This is a genomic window from Micromonospora sp. DT63 (genome assembly GCF_049841615.1).
In the GTDB taxonomy this organism is placed as follows: Bacteria; Actinomycetota; Actinomycetes; order Mycobacteriales; family Micromonosporaceae; genus Micromonospora.
Genome location: NZ_JBNCKQ010000001.1, coordinates 220,232 through 239,361 on the forward strand (window position 1 = coordinate 220,232; position 19,130 = coordinate 239,361).

19 protein-coding genes are annotated in these 19,130 nt (G+C 73.3%); 14 read left to right on the forward strand and 5 right to left on the reverse strand.

Annotated elements, in window-relative coordinates:
• The first annotated feature begins 70 nt into the window (after positions 1-70).
• The 3 genes from pafA (at position 71) to ACLQ27_RS01100 (ending at position 2,998) form a co-directional block, all read left to right on the forward strand.
• On the forward strand, positions 71-1,429 hold the full coding sequence (gene pafA, locus ACLQ27_RS01090) for a Pup--protein ligase (protein WP_234581936.1): 1,359 nt from the start codon (positions 71-73) through the stop codon (positions 1,427-1,429).
• Positions 1,430-1,497: 68 nt separating this feature from the next.
• Positions 1,498-1,701: a hypothetical protein gene (locus ACLQ27_RS01095; RefSeq protein ID WP_234581935.1), complete on the forward strand. Its 204-nt coding sequence runs from the start codon at positions 1,498-1,500 to the stop codon at positions 1,699-1,701.
• A gap of 154 nt (positions 1,702-1,855) precedes the next feature.
• Complete coding sequence (locus tag ACLQ27_RS01100; protein ID WP_357490270.1) at positions 1,856-2,998, forward strand: oxalate decarboxylase family bicupin; 1,143 nt, start codon at positions 1,856-1,858, stop codon at positions 2,996-2,998.
• A 17-nt stretch (positions 2,999-3,015) separates the two neighbouring features.
• Here the strand turns inward: ACLQ27_RS01100 and ACLQ27_RS01105 are convergent, their stop codons facing one another.
• Together ACLQ27_RS01105 and ACLQ27_RS01110 are read right to left on the reverse strand one after the other, a co-directional pair.
• The gene (locus ACLQ27_RS01105) at positions 3,016-4,101 is read right to left on the reverse strand and encodes a DUF3866 family protein (RefSeq protein WP_357490272.1); all 1,086 of its coding nucleotides are present in this window, start codon (positions 4,099-4,101) and stop codon (positions 3,016-3,018) included.
• A 55-nt stretch (positions 4,102-4,156) separates the two neighbouring features.
• The gene (locus ACLQ27_RS01110) at positions 4,157-5,254 is read right to left on the reverse strand and encodes a cation diffusion facilitator family transporter (RefSeq protein ID WP_357490274.1); all 1,098 of its coding nucleotides are present in this window, start codon (positions 5,252-5,254) and stop codon (positions 4,157-4,159) included.
• A 119-nt stretch (positions 5,255-5,373) separates the two neighbouring features.
• Between ACLQ27_RS01110 and ACLQ27_RS01115 the strand changes: the two genes are divergently transcribed.
• The 6 genes from ACLQ27_RS01115 to ACLQ27_RS01140 all read left to right on the forward strand — a co-directional run bounded on the left by ACLQ27_RS01115 (position 5,374) and on the right by ACLQ27_RS01140 (position 10,305).
• On the forward strand, positions 5,374-6,372 hold the full coding sequence (locus ACLQ27_RS01115; protein ID WP_234581931.1) for a helix-turn-helix transcriptional regulator: 999 nt from the start codon (positions 5,374-5,376) through the stop codon (positions 6,370-6,372).
• The gene (locus ACLQ27_RS01120; protein WP_425865330.1) at positions 6,369-7,427 is read left to right on the forward strand and encodes a helix-turn-helix transcriptional regulator; all 1,059 of its coding nucleotides are present in this window, start codon (positions 6,369-6,371) and stop codon (positions 7,425-7,427) included. Before ACLQ27_RS01115 ends, ACLQ27_RS01120 begins: the two co-directional genes overlap by 4 nt.
• Positions 7,428-7,437: 10 nt before the next feature.
• Complete coding sequence (locus ACLQ27_RS01125) at positions 7,438-7,683, forward strand: hypothetical protein (protein ID WP_234581929.1); 246 nt, start codon at positions 7,438-7,440, stop codon at positions 7,681-7,683.
• Positions 7,684-7,864: 181 nt separating this feature from the next.
• Positions 7,865-8,179, forward strand: a complete 315-nt coding sequence (gene tatA, locus ACLQ27_RS01130; protein ID WP_124855346.1) for a Sec-independent protein translocase subunit TatA — start codon at positions 7,865-7,867, stop codon at positions 8,177-8,179.
• A gap of 18 nt (positions 8,180-8,197) precedes the next feature.
• Positions 8,198-9,148: a twin-arginine translocase subunit TatC gene (gene tatC / locus ACLQ27_RS01135; protein WP_234581928.1), complete on the forward strand. Its 951-nt coding sequence runs from the start codon at positions 8,198-8,200 to the stop codon at positions 9,146-9,148.
• A 272-nt stretch (positions 9,149-9,420) separates the two neighbouring features.
• Positions 9,421-10,305 carry a diacylglycerol kinase family protein gene (locus tag ACLQ27_RS01140; protein ID WP_357575501.1) on the forward strand — a complete coding sequence of 295 codons (885 nt, stop codon included), beginning with the start codon at positions 9,421-9,423 and terminating at the stop codon, positions 10,303-10,305.
• Here ACLQ27_RS01140 and ACLQ27_RS01145 read toward each other — a convergent pair.
• Both ACLQ27_RS01145 and ACLQ27_RS01150 read right to left on the reverse strand, forming a co-directional pair.
• On the reverse strand, positions 10,268-11,179 hold the full coding sequence (locus tag ACLQ27_RS01145) for an EamA family transporter (protein WP_357490279.1): 912 nt from the start codon (positions 11,177-11,179) through the stop codon (positions 10,268-10,270). The two genes, ACLQ27_RS01140 and ACLQ27_RS01145, sit on opposite strands and share 38 nt — an antisense overlap.
• 195 nt (positions 11,180-11,374) lie before the next feature.
• The gene (locus ACLQ27_RS01150) at positions 11,375-12,145 is read right to left on the reverse strand and encodes an HAD family hydrolase (RefSeq protein ID WP_357490281.1); all 771 of its coding nucleotides are present in this window, start codon (positions 12,143-12,145) and stop codon (positions 11,375-11,377) included.
• 86 nt (positions 12,146-12,231) lie between these two features.
• Here ACLQ27_RS01150 and ACLQ27_RS01155 point away from each other — a divergent pair, with 86 nt between their 5' ends.
• Both ACLQ27_RS01155 and ACLQ27_RS01160 read left to right on the forward strand, forming a co-directional pair.
• Positions 12,232-15,033, forward strand: coding sequence for a DEAD/DEAH box helicase (locus tag ACLQ27_RS01155; protein WP_234581922.1), 2,802 nt, complete (start codon positions 12,232-12,234; stop codon positions 15,031-15,033).
• Between the two features lie 165 nt (positions 15,034-15,198).
• Entirely contained in the window at positions 15,199-16,083 is an 885-nt protein-coding gene (locus ACLQ27_RS01160) for an MHYT domain-containing protein (RefSeq protein WP_357575452.1), read from the forward strand.
• 20 nt (positions 16,084-16,103) lie between these two features.
• On the opposite strand, the gene ACLQ27_RS01165 is transcribed toward ACLQ27_RS01160, so the two are convergent.
• Positions 16,104-16,472, reverse strand: a complete 369-nt coding sequence (locus ACLQ27_RS01165; protein WP_234581920.1) for a nuclear transport factor 2 family protein — start codon at positions 16,470-16,472, stop codon at positions 16,104-16,106.
• 131 nt (positions 16,473-16,603) lie between these two features.
• Between ACLQ27_RS01165 and ACLQ27_RS01170 the strand changes: the two genes are divergently transcribed.
• The 3 genes from ACLQ27_RS01170 to ACLQ27_RS01180 all read left to right on the forward strand — a co-directional run bounded on the left by ACLQ27_RS01170 (position 16,604) and on the right by ACLQ27_RS01180 (position 19,117).
• Positions 16,604-17,422 carry a helix-turn-helix domain-containing protein gene (locus ACLQ27_RS01170; RefSeq protein ID WP_357575453.1) on the forward strand — a complete coding sequence of 273 codons (819 nt, stop codon included), beginning with the start codon at positions 16,604-16,606 and terminating at the stop codon, positions 17,420-17,422.
• A gap of 97 nt (positions 17,423-17,519) precedes the next feature.
• The gene (locus ACLQ27_RS01175; RefSeq protein ID WP_357575454.1) at positions 17,520-18,371 is read left to right on the forward strand and encodes a fumarylacetoacetate hydrolase family protein; all 852 of its coding nucleotides are present in this window, start codon (positions 17,520-17,522) and stop codon (positions 18,369-18,371) included.
• Positions 18,368-19,117 (forward strand): SDR family NAD(P)-dependent oxidoreductase, encoded by a 750-nt coding sequence (locus tag ACLQ27_RS01180; protein ID WP_234581918.1) that lies wholly within the window; start codon positions 18,368-18,370, stop codon positions 19,115-19,117. The genes ACLQ27_RS01175 and ACLQ27_RS01180 overlap by 4 nt, the downstream gene beginning before the upstream one ends.
• Positions 19,118-19,130: the final 13 nt, after the last annotated feature.

The following is a 19,130-nucleotide window of genomic DNA, read 5'->3' on the forward strand; positions in this document are numbered from 1 at the left end:
GAACACCCCCGTAGTACGACCTGTGGTGTGACAGTGACGAACCGGGCCTCCGGGCGGCTAATGTCTCATCATGGAGCGGCGAATCTTCGGCCTCGAGACCGAGTACGGCGTCACCTGCACCTATCGCGGGCAGCGGCGGCTGTCCCCGGACGAGGTCGCGCGGTATCTGTTCCGTCGCGTCGTGTCCTGGGGCCGGTCGAGCAACGTGTTCCTGCGCAACGGGGCCCGTCTCTACCTGGACGTCGGGTCGCATCCGGAGTACGCGACACCGGAGTGCGACTCGGTGACCGACCTGGTGGCCCACGACCGGGCCGGCGAGCGGATCCTGGAGGGGCTGCTCGTCGATGCGGAGAAGCGGCTGCACGACGAGGGCATCGCAGGTGAGATCTACCTGTTCAAGAACAACACCGACTCGGCCGGCAACTCGTACGGCTGCCACGAGAACTACCTGGTCTCGCGGCACGGCGAGTTCGGCCGGCTCGCTGACGTGCTCATCCCGTTCCTGGTGACCCGGCAGTTGATCTGTGGGGCCGGCAAGGTCCTGCAGACCCCGCGTGGCGCGGTCTACTGCCTGTCCCAGCGGGCCGAGCACATCTGGGAGGGCGTCTCCTCGGCGACCACCCGCAGCCGGCCGATCATCAACACGCGCGACGAGCCGCACGCCGACGCCGAGCGCTACCGGCGCCTGCACGTGATCGTCGGCGACTCGAACATGAACGAGGTCACCACGCTGCTCAAGGTCGGCACCGCCGACATCGTGCTGCGGATGATCGAGGCCGGGGTCGTCATGCGGGACCTGTCGCTGGAGAACCCGATCCGGGCGATCCGCGAGGTGTCGCACGACATCACCGGTCGGCGCAAGGTGCGGCTGGCCTCCGGCAAGGAGGTCAGCGCGCTGGACATCCAGCAGGAGTACCTGGCCAAGGCCACCGAGTTCGTCGAGCGCCGCGGCGGCGACCAGGCCGCCAAGCGGGTCGTCGAGCTGTGGGGCCGGGTGCTCAACGCGGTGGAGAGCGGTGATCTGGAGCCGGTCTCGCGCGAGATCGACTGGGTCAGCAAGCTGCGGCTGATCGAGCGCTACCAGCGCAAGCACGACCTGCCGCTGTCCCACCCCCGGGTCGCGCAGATGGACCTGGCGTACCACGACGTGCGCCGTGGGCGTGGCCTCTACGGGCTGCTGGAGCGTCGCGGCGAGGTGGACCGGGTGGCCACCGACCCGGAGATCTTCGAGGCCAAGGAGACCCCGCCGCAGACCACGCGTGCGCGGCTGCGCGGCGAGTTCATCCGGCACGCCCAGGAGAAGCGGCGCGACTTCACCGTCGACTGGGTGCACCTGAAGCTCAACGACCAGGCGCAGCGCACGGTGCTCTGCAAGGACCCCTTCCGGGCGTACGACGAGCGCGTGGAGCGGTTGATCGCCAGCATGTGACGGGTGGGCCGGCCCCGGCGGTGGTGTGCCGCCGGCGGGGTCGGCCGGCCCGGTAGGCTGAGCCGGCCATGACGACTTCTGGACCATCCGACCGTTCCGAGCGCTCCGAGCGCGGCACCGAACGGCAGAACTGGGTCGAACGCCGGCGGGAGAAGATCCGCGCCGAGGTCGACCGCAACCGGCGCGGTGAGTACACCGTGCCGACGTGGGTGCTGGCCCTGGCGCTGGTGCTCATCGTGGGCGGCTGGCTCGCCCTGATCTTCCTCTCCTGATCCCTCCGCGCTGTCGCGCGAGCGGTGACCCACCGGGGCCAGAGGTTGGCCCGGCCGGGTCGCGTCGACGGGTACCCGCCGATGTCGCCGTCGCGGGGGGCCCGCCCGCCCACCGCGCCGACGACACCCGGACGCGACGACGCGGGAGGCGATCATGGACGACGACCGGACGGTGCCGCAGCCGGAACGCGGTGGGGGAGGCTGGCAGGACCCGGGTCCGCGCGACGTGGTCCGGGACCGGCAGAATCCCGATCTGCTGACCCCGCCGAGCACGGATGCGGGGACGCTGCCCAACCTGCGGTTCTCGTTCTCCGACGCGCACACCCGCGTGCAACGCGGCGGCTGGACCCGCGAGGTGACCGTACGGGAGCTGCCGATCGCCACCGAGCTCAGCGGTGTGGACATGGCGCTGGAACCGGGCGGCTACCGGGAGATGCACTGGCACAAGCAGTCCGAGTGGGCGTACGTGTCGCGGGGCAGCGCCCGGATCAGCGCCGTCGACCAGGAGGGCCGCAACTTCCTCGACGACGTACGCGCCGGTGACCTGTGGTTCTTCCCGCAGGGGGTGCCGCACCACATCCAGGCGCTCGACGAGGGCGTGGAGTTCCTGCTCGTCTTCGACGACGGCGCGTTCACCGAGAACGGCACGTTCCTGATCAGCGACTTCTTCGCGCACACCCCGAAGGACGTGCTGGCCAAGAACTTCGGCTGGCGACCCGAGCAGCTCGACTCGATCCCGGAGCGGGAGAGGTACATCTTCGCGGGGCAGGTGCCGCCGCCGCTGGACCGCGACAAGGTGGTCAGCCCGAGCGGGGACGTGCCCCGCAGCCTGAGCCACCGGCTGCTCGCGCAGCAGCCTCAACGGTTCGCCGGCGGCCAGGTCCGCATCGCCGACGTCACCCAGTTCCCGGCGGCCACCACGATCTGCGCCGCGCTGGTCGAGGTCGACCCGGGTGGGATGCGCGAGCTGCACTGGCACCCCACCGACGACGAGTGGCAGTACTACCTCTCCGGCCACGGTCGGATGGGCGTGTTCGCCTCTCAGGGCGTGGCGGGCACCTTCGACATGCGCTCGGGTGACGTCGGGTACGTGCCGTTCGCCTACGGCCACTACATCGAGAACCTCGGCACCGAACCGCTGGTCTTCCTGGAGATGTTCCGCAAGCCCCGGTTCGAGTCCGTCTCGCTGACCCAGTGGATGGCGAACACCCCGGCCCAGGTCAGCGCCGACACCCTCAACCTTCCCCGAGAGCTGATCGAAGCCCTACCAAGAGACCAACGCCCGGTGATCCGCTGACCCCGACCCCGGGTGGGTTAGGGGAGGTGGGTGGTGGCGTGGCGGCCGGCGGCGGCGGCCGTCAGGAAGTAGGCGTGGTCGGCGTCCAGGTTGCGGCCCATCGTGGACAGCGGCACGGCGCTGGCGCGCAGCGCGGCGTCGAGGCCGGCGGTGGGCACCCGGACGATCCGGTGTCGGGCCGTCAGCGGCGCCAGCGCCGCGTCGACCTCGGCGGCAAGGGCCGGGTCCAGGTCGTCGGGCACCACCAGCTCCGCCGGGGCGAGGGCGACCCGGCCGTACGCGGTGAGGCTGTGGTGCGACACGCCCCGGTGCCGGGGGCGGGGGTCGGCGTCGGAGATGCGCAGTGAGCCGATCGGGCGGCCGCCGAGCGTGGCGATCGCGTTGACGGCCTCGCCGACGGCGACGCCGGAGAAACCCCACCGGGTGCCGGTGCCCAGGTTGCCGGGCCCCTGGGCGACGATGGCCACGTCCGCGTCCAGCACGTGGCGGGCGGCGAGCAGACCGCCATGCAGGGTGGTGGCCTCCAGGTCGCCGCCGAACGCCTGCCCGACGGTGATCGTCCCGGCCAGTTCGGCGCGCAGCCCGGCGAGCGTGCGGGAGAACCAGGCCGGCAACGCCCCGCCGTCGGTGAGCAGGTACGCCACCCGGGCCTGCGGGGCCCCGGCCCGGATGCCGGCCAGGATCGCCGGCAGGGCCGAGTGCAGGTCGGCGGTGACCACCGGCATTCCACCCAGGTCGTCGGCGTCGGCCAGCAGGGCGCGGTGCGGGCTGGCCTCCTCGTCGACGCCGAGCAGGATCGGCTGCAACGGGGTGTAGCGGGCCTTGACCAGGTGCCCGGCGTCGCGGGTGTCGCCGGCGTCCGGCGGGTCCGGCGGCAGCCGGTCCGGCAGGGCCACCACGAGGGCGTAGCCGCCGGTGCCCAACCCCATCAGCAGCGCGCCCGCGTTGAGCAGCACCCGGTCACCCGGCTCGGGCGTGCCGACCAGTTCGGGATAGGCCAGCGCCCGCATGCGCGTGCCGTCGGGCAGGTCGACGTCGAGTTCCACCGCCCCGGTCCACTGCCGCCGCAGCGCCGCCACCGTCCCCGCCCGCCATCGCACCATGACGGGCACGCTAGCCGCGCGGACCAGCCGGCCCGCGCCCGGGTCGGTCCACCCCTCAGCGGGCGTCGGGTTCGCCGCCGAGGTCGGCGCTCGGCCTGGCCTGGGTGGGGTCGGAGTCACCCTCGGCGTCGGCCCTCGGACTCGCCTGGGTGGAGCCGGGTTCGCCCCCGGCGTCGGCGCTGGGCGCGGCCTGGGTGGCGCGGGCCTGCCCGACGGCCCCGGGCAGCGAGCGGGTGGGGTCGAGGAAGACGAAACGGATCTCCGGGTACCGCTCGGTGAGCCGCCGCTCGGCCTCGTCGGCGGTGGCCTCGATGGCCGCGCCGGTGGCCTCGTCGCGGAAGTCGACCTTCGCGGCGACGAGGATGTCGTCCGGGCCGAGCTGCATCGTCAGCAGGGTGTCGATGCGTTCCACCTCGGGCAGCCCGGCCAGGTCGCGTTCGATCTCGCGGCGCAGCCGCTCCGGAACGGCCCGGCCGACCAGCAGCGACAGGTTGTTGCTGGCCAGGATCCCGGCGACGGTCAGCAGCAGCAACCCGATCAGGATCGACGCGACGCCGTCCCACACCTCGTCGCCGGTGGCCTCGGACAGGCCGACGCCCAGCGCGGCCAGCAGCAGGCCGATCAGGGCCGCGCTGTCCTCCAGGAAGACCGCCTTGACCGTGGTGTCGGCGGTCAGTCGCAGGAACCGCCGAGGTGTCGTCTGCCAGCGCGCGGACTCGCGGCGGACCTGCCGCACGGCCCGGGCCAGCGAGATCGACTCGATGACGAACGACACCGCCAGCACGATGTACGAGATCAGATAGTCGCCGCTGTGCTCGTGCACGAGGATCGTGGTGACGCCGTGGGTGACGGCGAAGCCGGCGCCGGCCACGAAGGTGAACATGGCGGCGAAGAACGCCCAGACGTAGCTCTCCTTGCCGTACCCGAAGGGGTGTCGTCGGTCGGCCGGGCGGGCTCCGCGGCGCAGCGCCTGGAACAGCAGCACCTCGGTGGTCGTGTCGGCGACCGAGTGCGCCGCCTCGGAGAGCATCGCGGCCGACCCGGAGATCAGCCCGGCGATCAGCTTGGCGATCGCGATGGCGAGGTTGGCGGCGCCCGCGACGACCACCGTGCCGACGCTTTCGCTCTCGGTCTTCATCTCGCCCTGCGACATGAGGGCAACACTATGGCGGCGGGCGGCGGCTCGCCGGGGGAGGGGCTCGATCCGAACAAGTGTGCGGCACGCCCGCGTGGGTGCACGTCCTTGGCGTGTCGGCTGCTAGCGTCTACCGCGTGTCGCGGACCCGCACCGAACGCCTGGTCAACCTGGTGATCTGCCTCCTGTCCACGCGACGGTTCCTGACCGCCGCGCAGATCGCCGCGACCGTGCCCGGCTACGAGCACGACCCCGACGACGCGCGCGACCATGAGGCGTTCCAACGCAAGTTCGAGCGGGACAAGGCCGAGCTGCGCGAGCTGGGCGTGCCGCTGGAGACCGGCACGGCCAGCGTCTTCGACGCCGAGCCCGGCTACCGCATCGCCCACCGTGAGTACGCGCTGCCCGACATCCCCCTGGAACCCGACGAGGCCGCCGCGGTCGGCATCGCCGCCCGTCTGTGGCAGCACGCCGGGCTGGCCGCCGCCGCGTCGTCCGGGCTGGCCAAGCTGCGCGCCGCCGGGGTGGACGTCGACCCGCAGGCCACCCTCGGTCTGGAGCCGATGGTCACCGTCGATCCGGCGTTCGCGCCGCTGACGGCCGCCGCGCGGGACCGCCGCGAGGTCGGGTTCGACTACCGGGTGCCGGACCAGGACGCGCCCACCCGCCGCCGCCTCCAGCCGTGGGGCGTGGTCTGCTGGCGCGGGCGGTGGTACGTGGTGGGCCACGACCTGGACCGCGCGGCGACCCGCTGCTTCCGCCTGTCCCGGGTGGTCGGCGCTGTCCGGGTCACCGGCGCATCCGGCGCGTACGAGCCACCGGCCGGCGTCGACCTGATCAGCCACGTGGCCCGTTGGTCCGGGCCGGTGGAGCGCACCGGCCGGGCCACCGTGCTGGCGGCGTCCGGGCGGGCCGCCGGTCTGCGCCGCTGGGCGGTGGAGGTGACCGCCGGGCCGGACGGCGACCACCTCGTCCTGCCGTACGCCGACCCGGACTCTCTGGCCGGCCAACTCGTCGGGTACGGCCCGGACGTGCGGGTGCTCGACCCGCCGGAGGTCCGCGAAGCGGTCATCCAGCGACTCAAGGAGATCGCCGTCCGGCACGACGAGCTGACCGTCACCGGGGGTGCCCGGTGACGCGTCCGGCCGCCCGCGGCGGTTCCCGCGCCTCCGCCGACCGACTGGCGCGGCTGCTCAACCTGGTTCCCTACCTGCTGGCCCGGCCCGGCATCGAGATCGCCGAGGCGGCCGGTGACCTGGGCGTCACCGAACGGCAGCTCCGGGAGGACCTGGAGCTCCTGTGGGTGTGTGGGCTGCCCGGTTACGGCCCCGGTGACCTGATCGACATGGCGTTCGACGGCGACCGGGTGACCATCACCTACGACGCCGGCATCGACCGGCCGCTGCGGCTCACCCCCGACGAGGCCGTCGCGCTCGTGGTGGCGCTGCGGATGCTCGCCGAGACCCCCGGCGTGGCCAACCGGGAGGCCATCGAACGGGCCCTCGCGAAGATCGAGGACGCCGCCGGTGACCTGGTGGGCGCACCGGTCGCGGTCCGGCTGCCCGGGGACACCCGGCGGGTCGAGGCGCTGCGCGCCGCCGTGGAGGGCGGAAAGGCGCTGCGGATCACCTACTACACGGCGGCCCGGGACGAGACCACCGAGCGCGTCGTCGACCCGCTGCGGATGCTGATGGTCGGCGGCCGGGCGTACGTGGAGGCGTGGTGCCGGCGCGCGGAGGCCGTCCGGCTGTTCCGGGCCGACCGGATCGACGCGATCACCGAGCTGGACGAGCCGGCCACCGTCCCGCCGCAGGCCGTCCCGCACGACCTCACCGAGGGTGTGTTCCGGCCGTCGCCGGACCTGCCGCTGATCACCCTGCGGATCGGGCGGGGCGAGCGGTGGATCACCGAGTACTACCCGTGCGAGCGGGTGGAGGCCGGCGACGGCGACGAGTGGCTCGTCTCGCTGCGGGTGACCGACCTGGGGTGGGCGCGGCGGTTCGTGCTGGGCCTGGGCCCGGACGTCACAGTGGTCGCCCCGGTCGAGCTGGCCGAGCAGGTCCGGGCGACCGCAGCCGCCGCGCTCGACGCGTACGCCGTGCCGGCGGCCGTTCCCCGGCGTGCGCCGGCCGATTCCGTGCCGGTCGGCGTGCCGGCGGGCGATCCGGCGGTGCCTGCCCGCACCCAGTAGGCTGACCGGCGTGCTGATCTGGATCGTGCTCGCGGTGGTGCTGCTCCCGCTCGTGGCGCTCGCGCTTGCCGTACGCCCGGTGGTGAGCCGGCTGCCCCAGCTGCGCCGCGCCGCGGTGGCGTTGCAGCGGCGGGCCACCGAGGCGGAGGCGCTACGGGAGACCGCCGAGGCGTTGCAGCAGCGCGCCGAGGGTGTCCAGCGCCAGCTCGACACCGCCCAGCAGCGACTCGCCGTGATCAAGGCCAAGCGCGGCTGACCGACCTCTGCCGGCCACCGCCGTCCCCCGGTCGGGTGGCGATGGTTGACTGATCATCGCGGTTGGTCAAGACTTCACCGGCCGGGCCCTGATCATCATCCCCGGCCTGTGGCATTCGGTCCATCCGCACGTACGATGGGCTGCGTATCACCCCCCGGACACAGAGCGACTGGAGCTTCTCATGGGTGCCCTCAAGCCGTGGCACATCGCAGTTCTCGTGGTTGTGCTGATCCTGCTCTTCGGTGCGAAGCGGCTTCCCGACGCGGCCCGCTCGCTGGGTCGCTCGCTGCGGATCATCAAGGCCGAGACCAAGAGCCTGCAGGACGACGACCGCGACCTGGCCGAGAAGGCCGACGCGCAGGCCGGCTACCAGCCGCTGCCGCCGCACGCCGGCCAGCAGGCGCCGTACGCCGGGCAGCCGCAGCAGGCGCCGTACCAGCAGGCGCCGCCGCAGCAGCCGGTCGTCGACCCGGTGCACCGCGTCCGCGACAACTGACCGAAGGGCCCCACCACAGTGGCCTTCGCCCTGCGTAAGCGCGGCCCGAGCACCTTCGAACGGGCCGCCGACGGCTCGATGACGCTCATCGAGCACGTCCGTGAGCTGCGTAATCGTCTGTTCCGCGCCTCGCTGGCGATCCTGGTCGGCTTCGGCTTCGGCATCTGGCTGGCCGAGCCGGTGCGGCACCTGCTGTCGCAGCCGTACTGCGACCTGCCGGGGTCGAAGGACGCGTCCGGCAAGTGCCTGTTCGTCCAGCTCGGCCCGGCGGACCTCTTCCTGTTGAACCTGAAGATCGGCCTCTGGGTGGGCCTGATCATCGCGGCGCCGATCTGGCTCTATCAGCTCTGGGCGTTCATCGCGCCCGGTCTGCACCGGCACGAGCGGCGCTACGCGTACGCGTTCACGGCCCTGGCGGCACCGCTCTTCGCCGCCGGCGCGGTGCTGGCGTTCTTCGTCACCGCCAAGGGCCTCGAGTTCCTGATGAACGTGTCCGGCGATGACATCTCGACGACCCTGGAGGTCACCCGCTACATCTCGTTCGTCACCAACCTCATCCTGCTGTTCGGGGTGGCGTTCGAGTTCCCGCTGATCGTGCTGATGCTCAACTTCGTGGGCCTCGCCAGCGCGAAGCGGCTGCTCAGCTGGTGGCGGGTGGCGATCTTCGTGTTCTTCGCGTTCTCCGCAGTGGTCACCCCCACGCCGGACCCGTTCGGGATGACCGCCCTGGCGGTCTGCCTCTCCGCGCTCTACTTCGGGGCGGTCGGGGTGGCGTTCATCAACGACCGGCGGCGTGGGCGGGGCAAGGAGGTCTACGCCGGTCTCGACGACGACGAGGTCTCGCCGCTGGAGTTCGACACGGACCCGGTCGTGGCCGGGCAGCGGGTCGACGCGACAGCGCCGATCGGTGCGCCCGAACCGATCGCGAAGCCGGCGCCAATCGAACGCCGCTACGACGACATGACCTGACGGCCCCGCGCCGCCGGAGTGCACCGACGCCGTCCCCGCCTGCCGGGGGCGGCGTCGTCGTGTCAGCGGCCCCGCAGGACGCTCACCCGACGCGCCGGCGGCGAGACTGATCGTGACGTCGGCCGGCCCGGGTGAACGGCGGGTGTCCGACCGGTACGGTGCTGCCCGTGACCGCAGACGATCACCTGTCCGGCCCGCCCACCGACGGCCCGGTCGAGCGCACCCCTACCGCCGGCGACCCGGTCGAGCGCGCCCGGGATGAGGGTGGCCCGGTGGCCGTGCTCGTCAACCCGACGGCCGGCCGGGGACGGCACCGGGCGCTGCTGCCCCGGCTGCTGGACGGGCTGGCCGCCGCCGGCCGGCCGGTCCGGAAGCTGTCGGCGTCCGACCCGGACGAGGCGGAGGCGGCGTGTCGTACCGCGGTCGCCGACGGTGTCGACGCGCTTGTCGCCATCGGCGGGGACGGCACCGTGCACCGGGCCATGCAGGCCGTCGCCGGCACCGACGTGCCGTTCGGGCCGGTGCCGGCCGGCACCGGCAACGACTTCGCCCTCGACACCGGCTTCCCGGCCGATCCCGTCGCCGCCGTGGCGGTGATCGACGAGGCGCTGCGCGCCGGTCGGACCCGCGTCGTCGACCTGGCGCGGATGACCGGCGTCGGCGGGGCCGAGCGCTGGTACGGGGCGGTCCTCGCGGCGGGCTTCGACGCGATCGTCAACGAGCGCGCCAACCGGATGCGCTGGCCGCGCGGCCCCCGCCGGTACGACCTGGCGATCGTGGTCGAGCTGGCCCGGCTCCGGCCGCGCCGCTACACGCTGCGCCTCGACGGGGTGCCGCACGAGCTGGACGCGGTGCTGGTGGCGGTGGGCAACTGCCCGACGTACGGCGGTGGGATGCGGATCTGTCCCGACGCCGACCCGACCGACGGGCTGCTCGACGTGGTGGTGGCCGGTCGCGTCGACCGGCGAACCCTGATCCGGGTCAAGCCGCGCATCTACCAGGGCACCCACGTGAGCCACCCGCTGGTGAGCAGCTACCGGGCCCGCACCGTGGAGTTGGCCGCCGACGACATCGTCACGTACGCCGACGGGGAACGCTCGCTGCGCCTGCCGGTGACGATCACCGCCGTGCCGGGGGCTCTGCGACTGCTGCTCTGACCCGTACCGCGCCGATGCTGGCGGCGATGACCAGCACGATGGCGGCGCATTCCAGGAGCGTGAGCGCCTGCCGCAGCACCAGCCATCCGGCGAGGGTGGCAATGGCCGGGCCGAGGCTCATCAGCACCGCGAAGGTGGCGGTGGGCATCCGGCGCAGCGCCAGCAGCTCCAGGGTGTACGGCAGTCCGGACGCGAGGACCGCGAGGGCGGTGCCCAGCGCCAGCACCTGCGGGTCGAGCAGGGCCGCGCCGCCGTCGACGATTCCCAGGGGCAGGGTGACCAGCGCGGCGAGGGTCAGCGCGAGGGCCAGCCCGTCCGCGCCCGGGAACCGGTCGCCGACCCGCGCGCTGAGCACGATGTACGCCGCCCACATGGCGCCCGCGCCGAACGCGAAGGCGACCCCCGCCGGGTTGAGCCGGTCGAAGCCGCCCTGCCCGAGCAGCGCCACCCCGGCCAGCGCGAGCCCCGCCCAGCACCAGCTCGCCAGCCGACGGGCGGTGAAGACCGACAGAGTGAGGGGGCCGAGCACCTCCAGGGTCACCGTCGGGCCGAGCGGGATCCGCTCGATGGCCTGGTAGAACAGCGAGTTCATGCCGGCCAGGGCCAGCCCGAACGCGCCGGCCGCGAGCCAGGCCGATCGGTCGTGCCCGCGCAGCCGGGGCCGGCACACGATGAGCAGCAGCACGGCCGAGATCGTCAGCCGCAGGGTGACCGCCCCGGCCACCCCGGTACGCGGAAAGAGCAGCGCGGCCAGGGCGGAGCCGAACTGCACCGACAGCGCCCCGCCGAGCACCAGCCCCACGGCGAGGACGCCGCCGCGGCGTTCGGGTGGCGCGTCGGTCGGCGCCGACGCGGGCAGCAGGGTGTCCGTCACGGCCCTGACGCTAAGCGGTCGGCTTCCGGGCTTCGCGCGCGGTGTCGACCTCCCGCCACCCGAATCACCTGGCCGGTCGGGCGGTGCGATCGTCTCCAGGACGGCGATCTGGGGGCATCTGAGCGCCCGGACAGCGCCATCTCGGCGATCTGGAGTCGATCACCGGTGTGGCCTCGGGGTGCGACGTGGCCGGGTTCAGGTCGGCAGGGCCAGGTCCAGGACCGCGCCGAGACCGTTCTCCCGACCCGGGTCGGCGGCCGGGAGCACCAGCACCGCGCAGCCGGCGGCGACCGCGCCCGCGTCCGCCGGAGTGTCGCCGACCATCAGCGTCTGCTCGGGGTCGACGCCGAGCATCCCGCACGCCCGCCAGAAGATCGCCGGGTCGGGCTTGCAGCGCCCCACCTCGTACGACAGCACGAACGCGTCCACGAGGTCGGTCAACCCCCAGGCGTCGAAGTGCGGTCGCAGGTCGAAGCCGATGTTGCTGACCACCGCGACCCGCACACCGGCGTCGCGCAGCGCGGCCAGCGTGGGGGCGGTGTCCGGGTACGGCAGCCAGCCCTCGGCGACGAGCAGCCGCTCGTAGAGGGCGTCGGCGAAACCCTCGATGCCCGCGTCCACGGTTTCGGCCAGCCCCGTGTAGGCCCCCCGGTGCGCGTGCGCGTAGAGGTCCCGGTCGGCCCACAGCTCGGCCAGCCGGGGCGGCACCCGGGCCGGCAGGGGACCGCCCGCGCGGCCGGCGGTGAGCAGCCGGTCGGCCAGCGAGGTGGCGCGAACCCGGTCCAGGGTGACCCCGCAGGCGGCGGCGGCTTCGGTGACCCACTGCCGGGGCTCCTCCACCTGGGCCAGGGTGCCGTGGAAGTCGAAGAGCACCGCCTTGACGGGCCGTCGGGACGCCCGGGGGGCGCTGGCGTCCGCGACACTGCCCGGCGGACTGGTCTGGGGCGGTTCGGCATGGTCCGGCACGCCGTGCACCCTACCGACCGCCGCCGACGGCCCCCGCGCACGGCCTTGTCGGGTGTCGTGTCCCGGCACGCACTAATCTTGGTGCCATGTCGAGCCCCGCCGAGCGGTACGCAGCGGCACGCCGCCGGGCCGCGCAGACCGCGCAGTTCCCGGCACTGGACGAGTTCGCCCTCGACCTGGGGTTCGATCTCGACGACTTCCAGCGTGAGGCGTGTCAGTCGTTGGAGCGGGGCAGCGGCGTTCTGGTCTGCGCCCCCACCGGTGCCGGTAAGACGGTGGTCGGCGAGTTCGCCGTACACCTGGCGCTGCGCGGGCGGCCCGACGACCCGGCGGTGGCCGACGACGCCGCGACGCCACCCACCCGGCGCAAGTGCTTCTACACCACGCCGATCAAGGCGCTGTCCAACCAGAAGTACCACGATCTGGTCGCCCGGTACGGCGCCGAGCAGGTCGGCCTGCTCACCGGCGACAACGCGATCAACGGCGACGCGCCGGTGGTGGTGATGACCACCGAGGTGCTGCGCAACATGCTCTACGCGGGGTCCAGCACCCTGCAGGGGCTGGCGTACGTGGTGATGGACGAGGTGCACTACCTCGCCGACCGGTTCCGCGGGGGCGTGTGGGAAGAGGTGATCATCCACCTGCCCGCCTCGGTCACCCTGGTCTCGCTGTCGGCGACCGTGTCCAACGCCGAGGAGTTCGCCGACTGGCTGGTCACCGTGCGCGGCGAGACCGCGGTGGTGGTCAGCGAGCACCGGCCGGTGCCGCTGTGGCAGCACATGCTTGTCGGCAAGCGGATGTTCGACCTGTTCCACGACGCCGACGCCGCCCGCAAGCACGACGTGCACCCGGAGCTGCTGCGCTACACCCGGGACCAGATGCGCCGGCTGGAGCTGGGGGAGGGGCGCAGCGCCGGGCCGGGCGCCGGTCGGCGTGGCCCCCGCTGGCGTGGGCCGATGCGCCCGGACATCGTCGACCGGCTGGACCGCGAGGGGCTGCTGCCGGCGATCCTGTTCATCTTCAGCCGGGCCGGCTGCGCCGCCGCCGTGCAGCAGTGCCTCGCCGCCGGGCTGCGGCTCACCTCGCCCGACGAACGCGCCGAGATCCGCCGGGTGGTCGAGTCCCGGGTCACCGCCATCCCCGGCGAGGACCTGACGGTGCTGGGCTACTGGGAGTGGCTCGACGGCCTGGAGCGCGGCCTCGCGGCCCACCACGCCGGCATGTTGCCGGTGTTCAAGGAGATCGTCGAGGAGCTGTTCGTCCGGGGCCTGGTCAAGGCGGTGTTCGCCACCGAGACCCTCGCACTGGGCATCAACATGCCGGCCCGCTGCGTGGTCCTGGAACGGCTGGTCAAGTACAACGGCGAGGCGCACGTCGACCTGACCCCGGGGGAGTACACCCAGCTCACCGGCCGCGCCGGTCGACGGGGCATCGACGTCGAGGGGCACGCCGTCGTGGTGTGGTCCCCGGAGACCGACCCGCGGCACGTGGCCGGGCTCGCCTCCACCCGCACCTATCCGCTGCGCTCCAGCTTCCGGCCCTCGTACAACATGGCGGTGAACCTGGTCGGCACGGTCGGCGCGGAGCCGGCCCGGGCGCTGCTGGAGTCCTCGTTCGCCCAGTTCCAGGCGGACCGGTCGGTGGTCGGCCTGGCCCGGCAGGTGCAGCGCAACACCGAGACCATCGAGGCGTACGGCGCGGAGGCCGCCTGCCACCACGGCGACTTCGACGAGTACTTCGCGCTGCGGGTGGCGATCGCCGACCGGGAGAAGGCCATCGCCCGGCAGGGGCAGACCCAGCGCAAGGCCGCCGCCGTGGCGTCGCTGGAGCGCCTGCGGATCGGTGACGTCATCCGGGTGCCGTCCGGCCGGCGGGCCGGCCTGGCCGTCGTGCTGGACCCGGCGACCGGCGGGTTCGGCGAACCGCGTCCGCTGGTGCTCACCCAGGACCGCTGGGCGGGGCGGGTCAGCCCCGGCGACTTCACCACCCCCGCCGAGGTGCTGGCCCGCATCCGGGTGCCCAAGCACTTCAACCACCGCTCGCCGGGTGCCCGGCGGGATCTCGCCGCCGAGGTCAGCGGCACCGGCCTGGACCGGCACGGCGGCCGGCGCGGTGGCCGGTCCCGGCAGACGCCCGGCGAGGACCATCGGCTCACCCAGCTCCGCACCGAGCTGCGTAACCATCCCTGCCACGCCTGCCCGGAGCGCGAGGAGCACGCCCGCTGGGCGGAGCGGCGTCGCCGCCTGGAGCGGGACACCGAGGAGCTGCGCGAGCGGGTGTCCGGGCGCACCGGGTCCCTCGCGCGGACCTTCGACCGGATCGTCGCGCTGCTGACCGACCGTGGTTACCTCGCCCGCGACGGCGCGGTCACCGACGCCGGTCGGATGCTCGGCCGGATCTGGACGGAAGCGGATCTGCTGGTCGCCGAGTGCCTGCGCCGACGGGTGTGGGACGGGCTCTCCCCGGCCGAGCTGGCCGCCGCGGTGTCCGTGGTGGTCTTCGAGGCGCGTCGCGACGTCGACGAGCGGGCGTCGCTGCCGCGCGGCCCGGTGGCCGACGCCGTCGACGAGACGCTGAAGCTGTGGGGCGAGATCGAGGCCGACGAGGCGGCGCGCGGTCTGGCCGCGACCCGGGAGCCGGATCTGGGCTTCGCCTGGCCGGTCTACCGGTGGGCGCGGGGCGAGGCGCTGGCCAAGGTGCTCGGCAGCGGGCACGAGATCGACGGGGACATGCCCGCCGGCGACTTCGTCAGGTGGGCGCGGCAGGTGGTCGACCTGCTCGGTCAACTTGCCGACTCCGGCGGCGCCTCGCCGGAGCTGCGCTCCACCGCCCGGCAGGCGATAGCGGCCATCAACCGGGGCGTGCTGGCGTACCACACCTCTGCCTGATAATCATTTTCGGTCAGCGTCGTTCTCGAACCGACGCATCGGACGGTCACCGCGACAGCACCCCCCGAACAGCCCGGGGGGCGCTGTTGCGCCTGGTCGGAGCACCCCCGATCATTGCCCGAGCGCCGTGCTTACGCGCCGGTAACGAATGGGGAGAGAACCGCCGTGGCGGACATCAATCACTTTGAGTACGGGTGGATCACACCCGCGCTGAGCTACGCGCTGTCCGTGCTCGGCTCGATCCTCGGGCTCGTCTGCGCCGGTCGCATCCGTACCGCCCGTACCGCCGGTCAGCGCGCCTGGTGGGGCCTGCTGGCCGCCTGGGCGCTCGGCGGCACCGCCATCTGGGCGATGCACTTCATGGCCATGCTCGGCTTCGCCGTCGACGGCACCCGCATCCGGTACGACGTGCCCCTCACCGCCGCCAGCACCGTCATCGCGGTGGTGGCCGTCGGTATCGGCCTGGCCATCGTCGGCACCGGTCGGCTGAATCCGGTACGCCTCATCGCCGGTGGTGTCTTCACCGGCGCCGGCGTCGCCGCCATGCACTACACGGGCATGGCGGCGATGCGCCTCAACGGCAGCCTCGGCTACGACAGCACCCGCGTCATCCTCTCGGTGATCATCGCCGTCGTCGCCGCGACCGTCGCGCTGTGGCTCGCGATGACCGTCCGGCGCGGACTGGCGATCTTCGCGTCCGCGCTGGTCATGGGCGTCGCCGTGAACGGCATGCACTTCACCGGCATGAGCGCGCTCTCGGTGCACCTGCACGAACGCGCGGGCGGGGTGACCGGCACCGGGGTGAGCACTCTGCTGGTGCCGATCGTCGTGGCGGTGATCTTCGGGGTGGTCGGGCTGCTCTACGCCCTGCTCGCCGCGCCCACCGACGACGACCGGGCCGCCGCCGCGTACCTCGACGCGCGCCGGGTACCGGAGCCGGCCCCGGCCGTGCCGGTGACCGCTCCGGACCCGGTCGGGCTGCGTGCCCGCTCCACCCTCGGGCAGCCCGGTACCCCGTTCCCGTCGCGCCGGGACACCCCGCCGCGCTGACACCCGGCACGCGGGGACGTTCAGGCCACCGGGACCCGGTCCAGGAAGCCGAGCACCTGGCGGAGCTGCCCGTTGCCGTCCAGCACGGCGACGTCGAAGCCCACGACCGGCGCCTCGACCCCGTCGGGCCCCAGCTCCCAGGTGAACCGGAGCTGGTCGTGGTGGCCGTCGACCGGGCCGGCCAGCCGGAACGTCATGCCGGGAAACTGGCCCTGCACGGCCGCGATCGTCGCGTCGATCGCGTCCCGGCCCTCGGCGACGGTGAGCGGGTCGACGTAGCGGGCGTCGGGGGCCCAGACGTCGGCGATCTCGGTGCGGCGGCGGGCCGGGTCGGTCTCGTTCCAGATCGCGATGTACCGCTCGGCCAGCGCGTCGAAGCTCGTACCCATGACTTCTCTCCTCATCGTCGGGCGGCGGTGGGCGCCGCTCTCGGGACAGATGGTTGCGGCCGGCCCGGGGCGCTGTCGATTACGTCGGAGGTAATGGTCCGCGCACCGGCGCGCTCACTAGGGTCGGTCGCGTGACGACGACGACCAGGCCGGTACGACGGGTCGGAGAGCTGCTGCGCGACTGGCGCCGGAGCCGCCGGATGAGCCAACTGGACCTGTCGATCGAGACGGGGATCTCGGCTCGACATCTGAGCTTCGTGGAGACCGGACGGTCCCGGCCGAGCCCCGAGCTGATCCTGCGGCTGGCCGAGCAGCTCGACGTACCGCTGGCGGACCGCAACACCATCCTGCTCGCCGGCGGGTACGCGCCCGCCTACCCCCGTCACGAGCTGGACGACCCGGAGCTGGCGCCGGTGCGCGCCGCCGTACGGCGGATCCTCGACGGCCACGGCCCGTATCCGGCGGTGCTCATCGACAGGCACTGGCAGCTCGTGGAGGCCAACTCCGCCGTGGCGTTGTTCACCGAGGGCGCGGCGCCGCACCTGCTCGTCCCTCCGGTCAACGTCCTGCGGCTCAGCCTGCACCCCGACGGGATGGCCCCGCGGATCGGCAACCTGCCCGAGTGGCGGACGCACCTGCTCACCCGGCTGCGCCAGACGGCCGTCGCCACCGGCGACGCGGCTCTGCACGACCTGCACGAGGAGCTGCGCGGCTATCCCGGCGACAACTGCCGTCCTTTGGCCATGGACGACCCGGTCTCGCGGGTCGCGGTCGGGCTCCGGTACCGCCACCACGGCCGGGACCTGTCCTTCCTCAGCACCACCACCGTGTTCGGCACCCCGCTGGATGTCACGGTCGCCGGGCTGGCCGTCGAGTCGTTCTTCCCCGCCGACGCGGCGACGCTGCGTGCCCTGGGCGTACGGGGCGGCGGCGACGTCCCACGGAGCTGACCGAGGTGATCCCGCCGTGCCGGCCGCGGGGAGTGGCGGTGTTGAATGCGGGGGTGTCCGCCACCCGCCGGTCCGTCCGGACACGAAGGAGAGTGAGATGAACTTCCAGCGCCTCGGCCCGAGCGGCCAGGAGATCCCTGTCGTCACGCGCGACGGTACGCCCTTCGACCTGCGGCCGCTCACCGCCGACCTGGACGGGGCGTTCTGGGCGTCGGACGGGATCGCGCGGACGCGGGTGGCGCTCGACAGTGGCGAGCTGGCCGAGCTGCCCGACGCGGACAGCCTGCGGGTGGGAGCTCCGGTCGCCCGACCCCACAAGGTCGTCTGCATCGGACTCAACTACCGCGATCACGCGGCGGAGACGGGTGCGGCGCTGCCGGCCGAGCCGGTGGTCTTCATGAAGGACCCGATGACCATCGTCGGACCGTACGACGACGTTCTCGTTCCGCGCGGCTCGACGAAGACCGACTGGGAGGTCGAACTCGCGGTCGTCGTCGGCTCGACCATCCGCTACGCCGACTCTCCGCAGGAGGCCATGCGGCACATCGCGGGGTACGCGGTGTCGCACGACGTCTCCGAGCGCGCGTTCCAGTTGGAGCGCGGGGGCCAGTGGGACAAGGGCAAGAGCTGCGAGACCTTCAACCCGCTGGGGCCGAGCCTGGTGCCGGCCGACGAGATCGACGACCCGCAGTCGCTGGCGCTGCGGTTGTGGGTCAACGGGGTTCTCCGCCAGGACGGGTCCACGAAGGACATGATCTTCCCCGTGGCGCACGTCGTCTGGTATCTCAGCCAGTTCATGGTCCTGTACCCCGGCGACGTCATCAACACCGGTACGCCCGCCGGGGTGGCGCTGGGTCTCCCGGATCACCCGTACCTGCGCGCCGGCGACGTGGTGGAGCTGGAGGTCGCCGGCCTGGGGCGGGCACGCCAGACGTTGGTGGCGGCATGAGCGCGGAGTTCGCCGGGCTGGCGGCGCTGGTCACGGGCGGCTCCTCCGGCATCGGCCGCGCCACCGCCGTGGAGCTGCGCGAGCGGGGCGCCCGGGTGGCCGTCCTCGACCTCGACCCGAGCGGCCTGCCGGAGGGCATCGTCGGCATCGCCGCCGACGTGTCGAGCCGACCGTCGGTGCAGCAGGCGGTAGCCGCGGCGGCCGACGCGCTCGGCGGCATCGACGTGGTGGTCAACAACGCCGGGATCGGCGCGACCGGGACCGTCGCCGACCAGACCGACGACGAGTGGCACCGCGTTCTCGACGTCAACGTGGTGGGGATGGCGCGCGTCGTCAGCGCGGCCCTGCCCTGGCTGCGCCGCTCGGAGCACGCGTCGGTAGTCAATCTCTCGTCCATCGCCGCGCTCAACGGCCTGCCCGGCCGGGCGCTCTACTCGGCCAGCAAGGGCGCCGTGCTGTCGCTGACCCTCGCCATGGCCACCGACCACGTCCGCGAGGGCATCCGGTTCAACTGCGTCTGCCCCGGCACCGCCGACACGCCCTGGGTGGGACGGCTGCTGGCGCAGGCGGACGACCCGGCCGCCGAGCGCGTGGCGCTGCAGGCCCGCCAGCCCATCGGACGACTGGTGACGCCGGCGGAGGTCGCGAACGCGATCGTCTACCTCGCGTCGCCGCTGTCGGCGTCGACCACGGGTACGGTGTTGGACGTCGACGGTGGGGTCACCCACCTGCGGGTCCGGCCGTGACGATGGGCGGGGG

Bases quoted from the DNA above. Each gene is read 5' to 3' on its own strand.
- pafA (WP_234581936.1), top strand. From the start codon at position 71: ATGGAGCGGCGAATCTTCGGCCTCGAGACCGAGTACGGCGTCACCTGC.
- ACLQ27_RS01155 (WP_234581922.1), top strand. From the start codon at position 12,232: ATGTCGAGCCCCGCCGAGCGGTACGCAGCGGCACGCCGCCGGGCCGCG.
- ACLQ27_RS01100 (WP_357490270.1), top strand. From the start codon at position 1,856: ATGGACGACGACCGGACGGTGCCGCAGCCGGAACGCGGTGGGGGAGGC.
- tatA (WP_124855346.1), top strand. From the start codon at position 7,865: ATGGGTGCCCTCAAGCCGTGGCACATCGCAGTTCTCGTGGTTGTGCTG.
- ACLQ27_RS01110 (WP_357490274.1), bottom strand. From the start codon at position 5,254: ATGTCGCAGGGCGAGATGAAGACCGAGAGCGAAAGCGTCGGCACGGTG.
- ACLQ27_RS01180 (WP_234581918.1), top strand. From the start codon at position 18,368: ATGAGCGCGGAGTTCGCCGGGCTGGCGGCGCTGGTCACGGGCGGCTCC.
- ACLQ27_RS01105 (WP_357490272.1), bottom strand. From the start codon at position 4,101: ATGGTGCGATGGCGGGCGGGGACGGTGGCGGCGCTGCGGCGGCAGTGG.
- ACLQ27_RS01095 (WP_234581935.1), top strand. From the start codon at position 1,498: ATGACGACTTCTGGACCATCCGACCGTTCCGAGCGCTCCGAGCGCGGC.
- ACLQ27_RS01165 (WP_234581920.1), bottom strand. From the start codon at position 16,472: ATGGGTACGAGCTTCGACGCGCTGGCCGAGCGGTACATCGCGATCTGG.
- ACLQ27_RS01175 (WP_357575454.1), top strand. From the start codon at position 17,520: ATGAACTTCCAGCGCCTCGGCCCGAGCGGCCAGGAGATCCCTGTCGTC.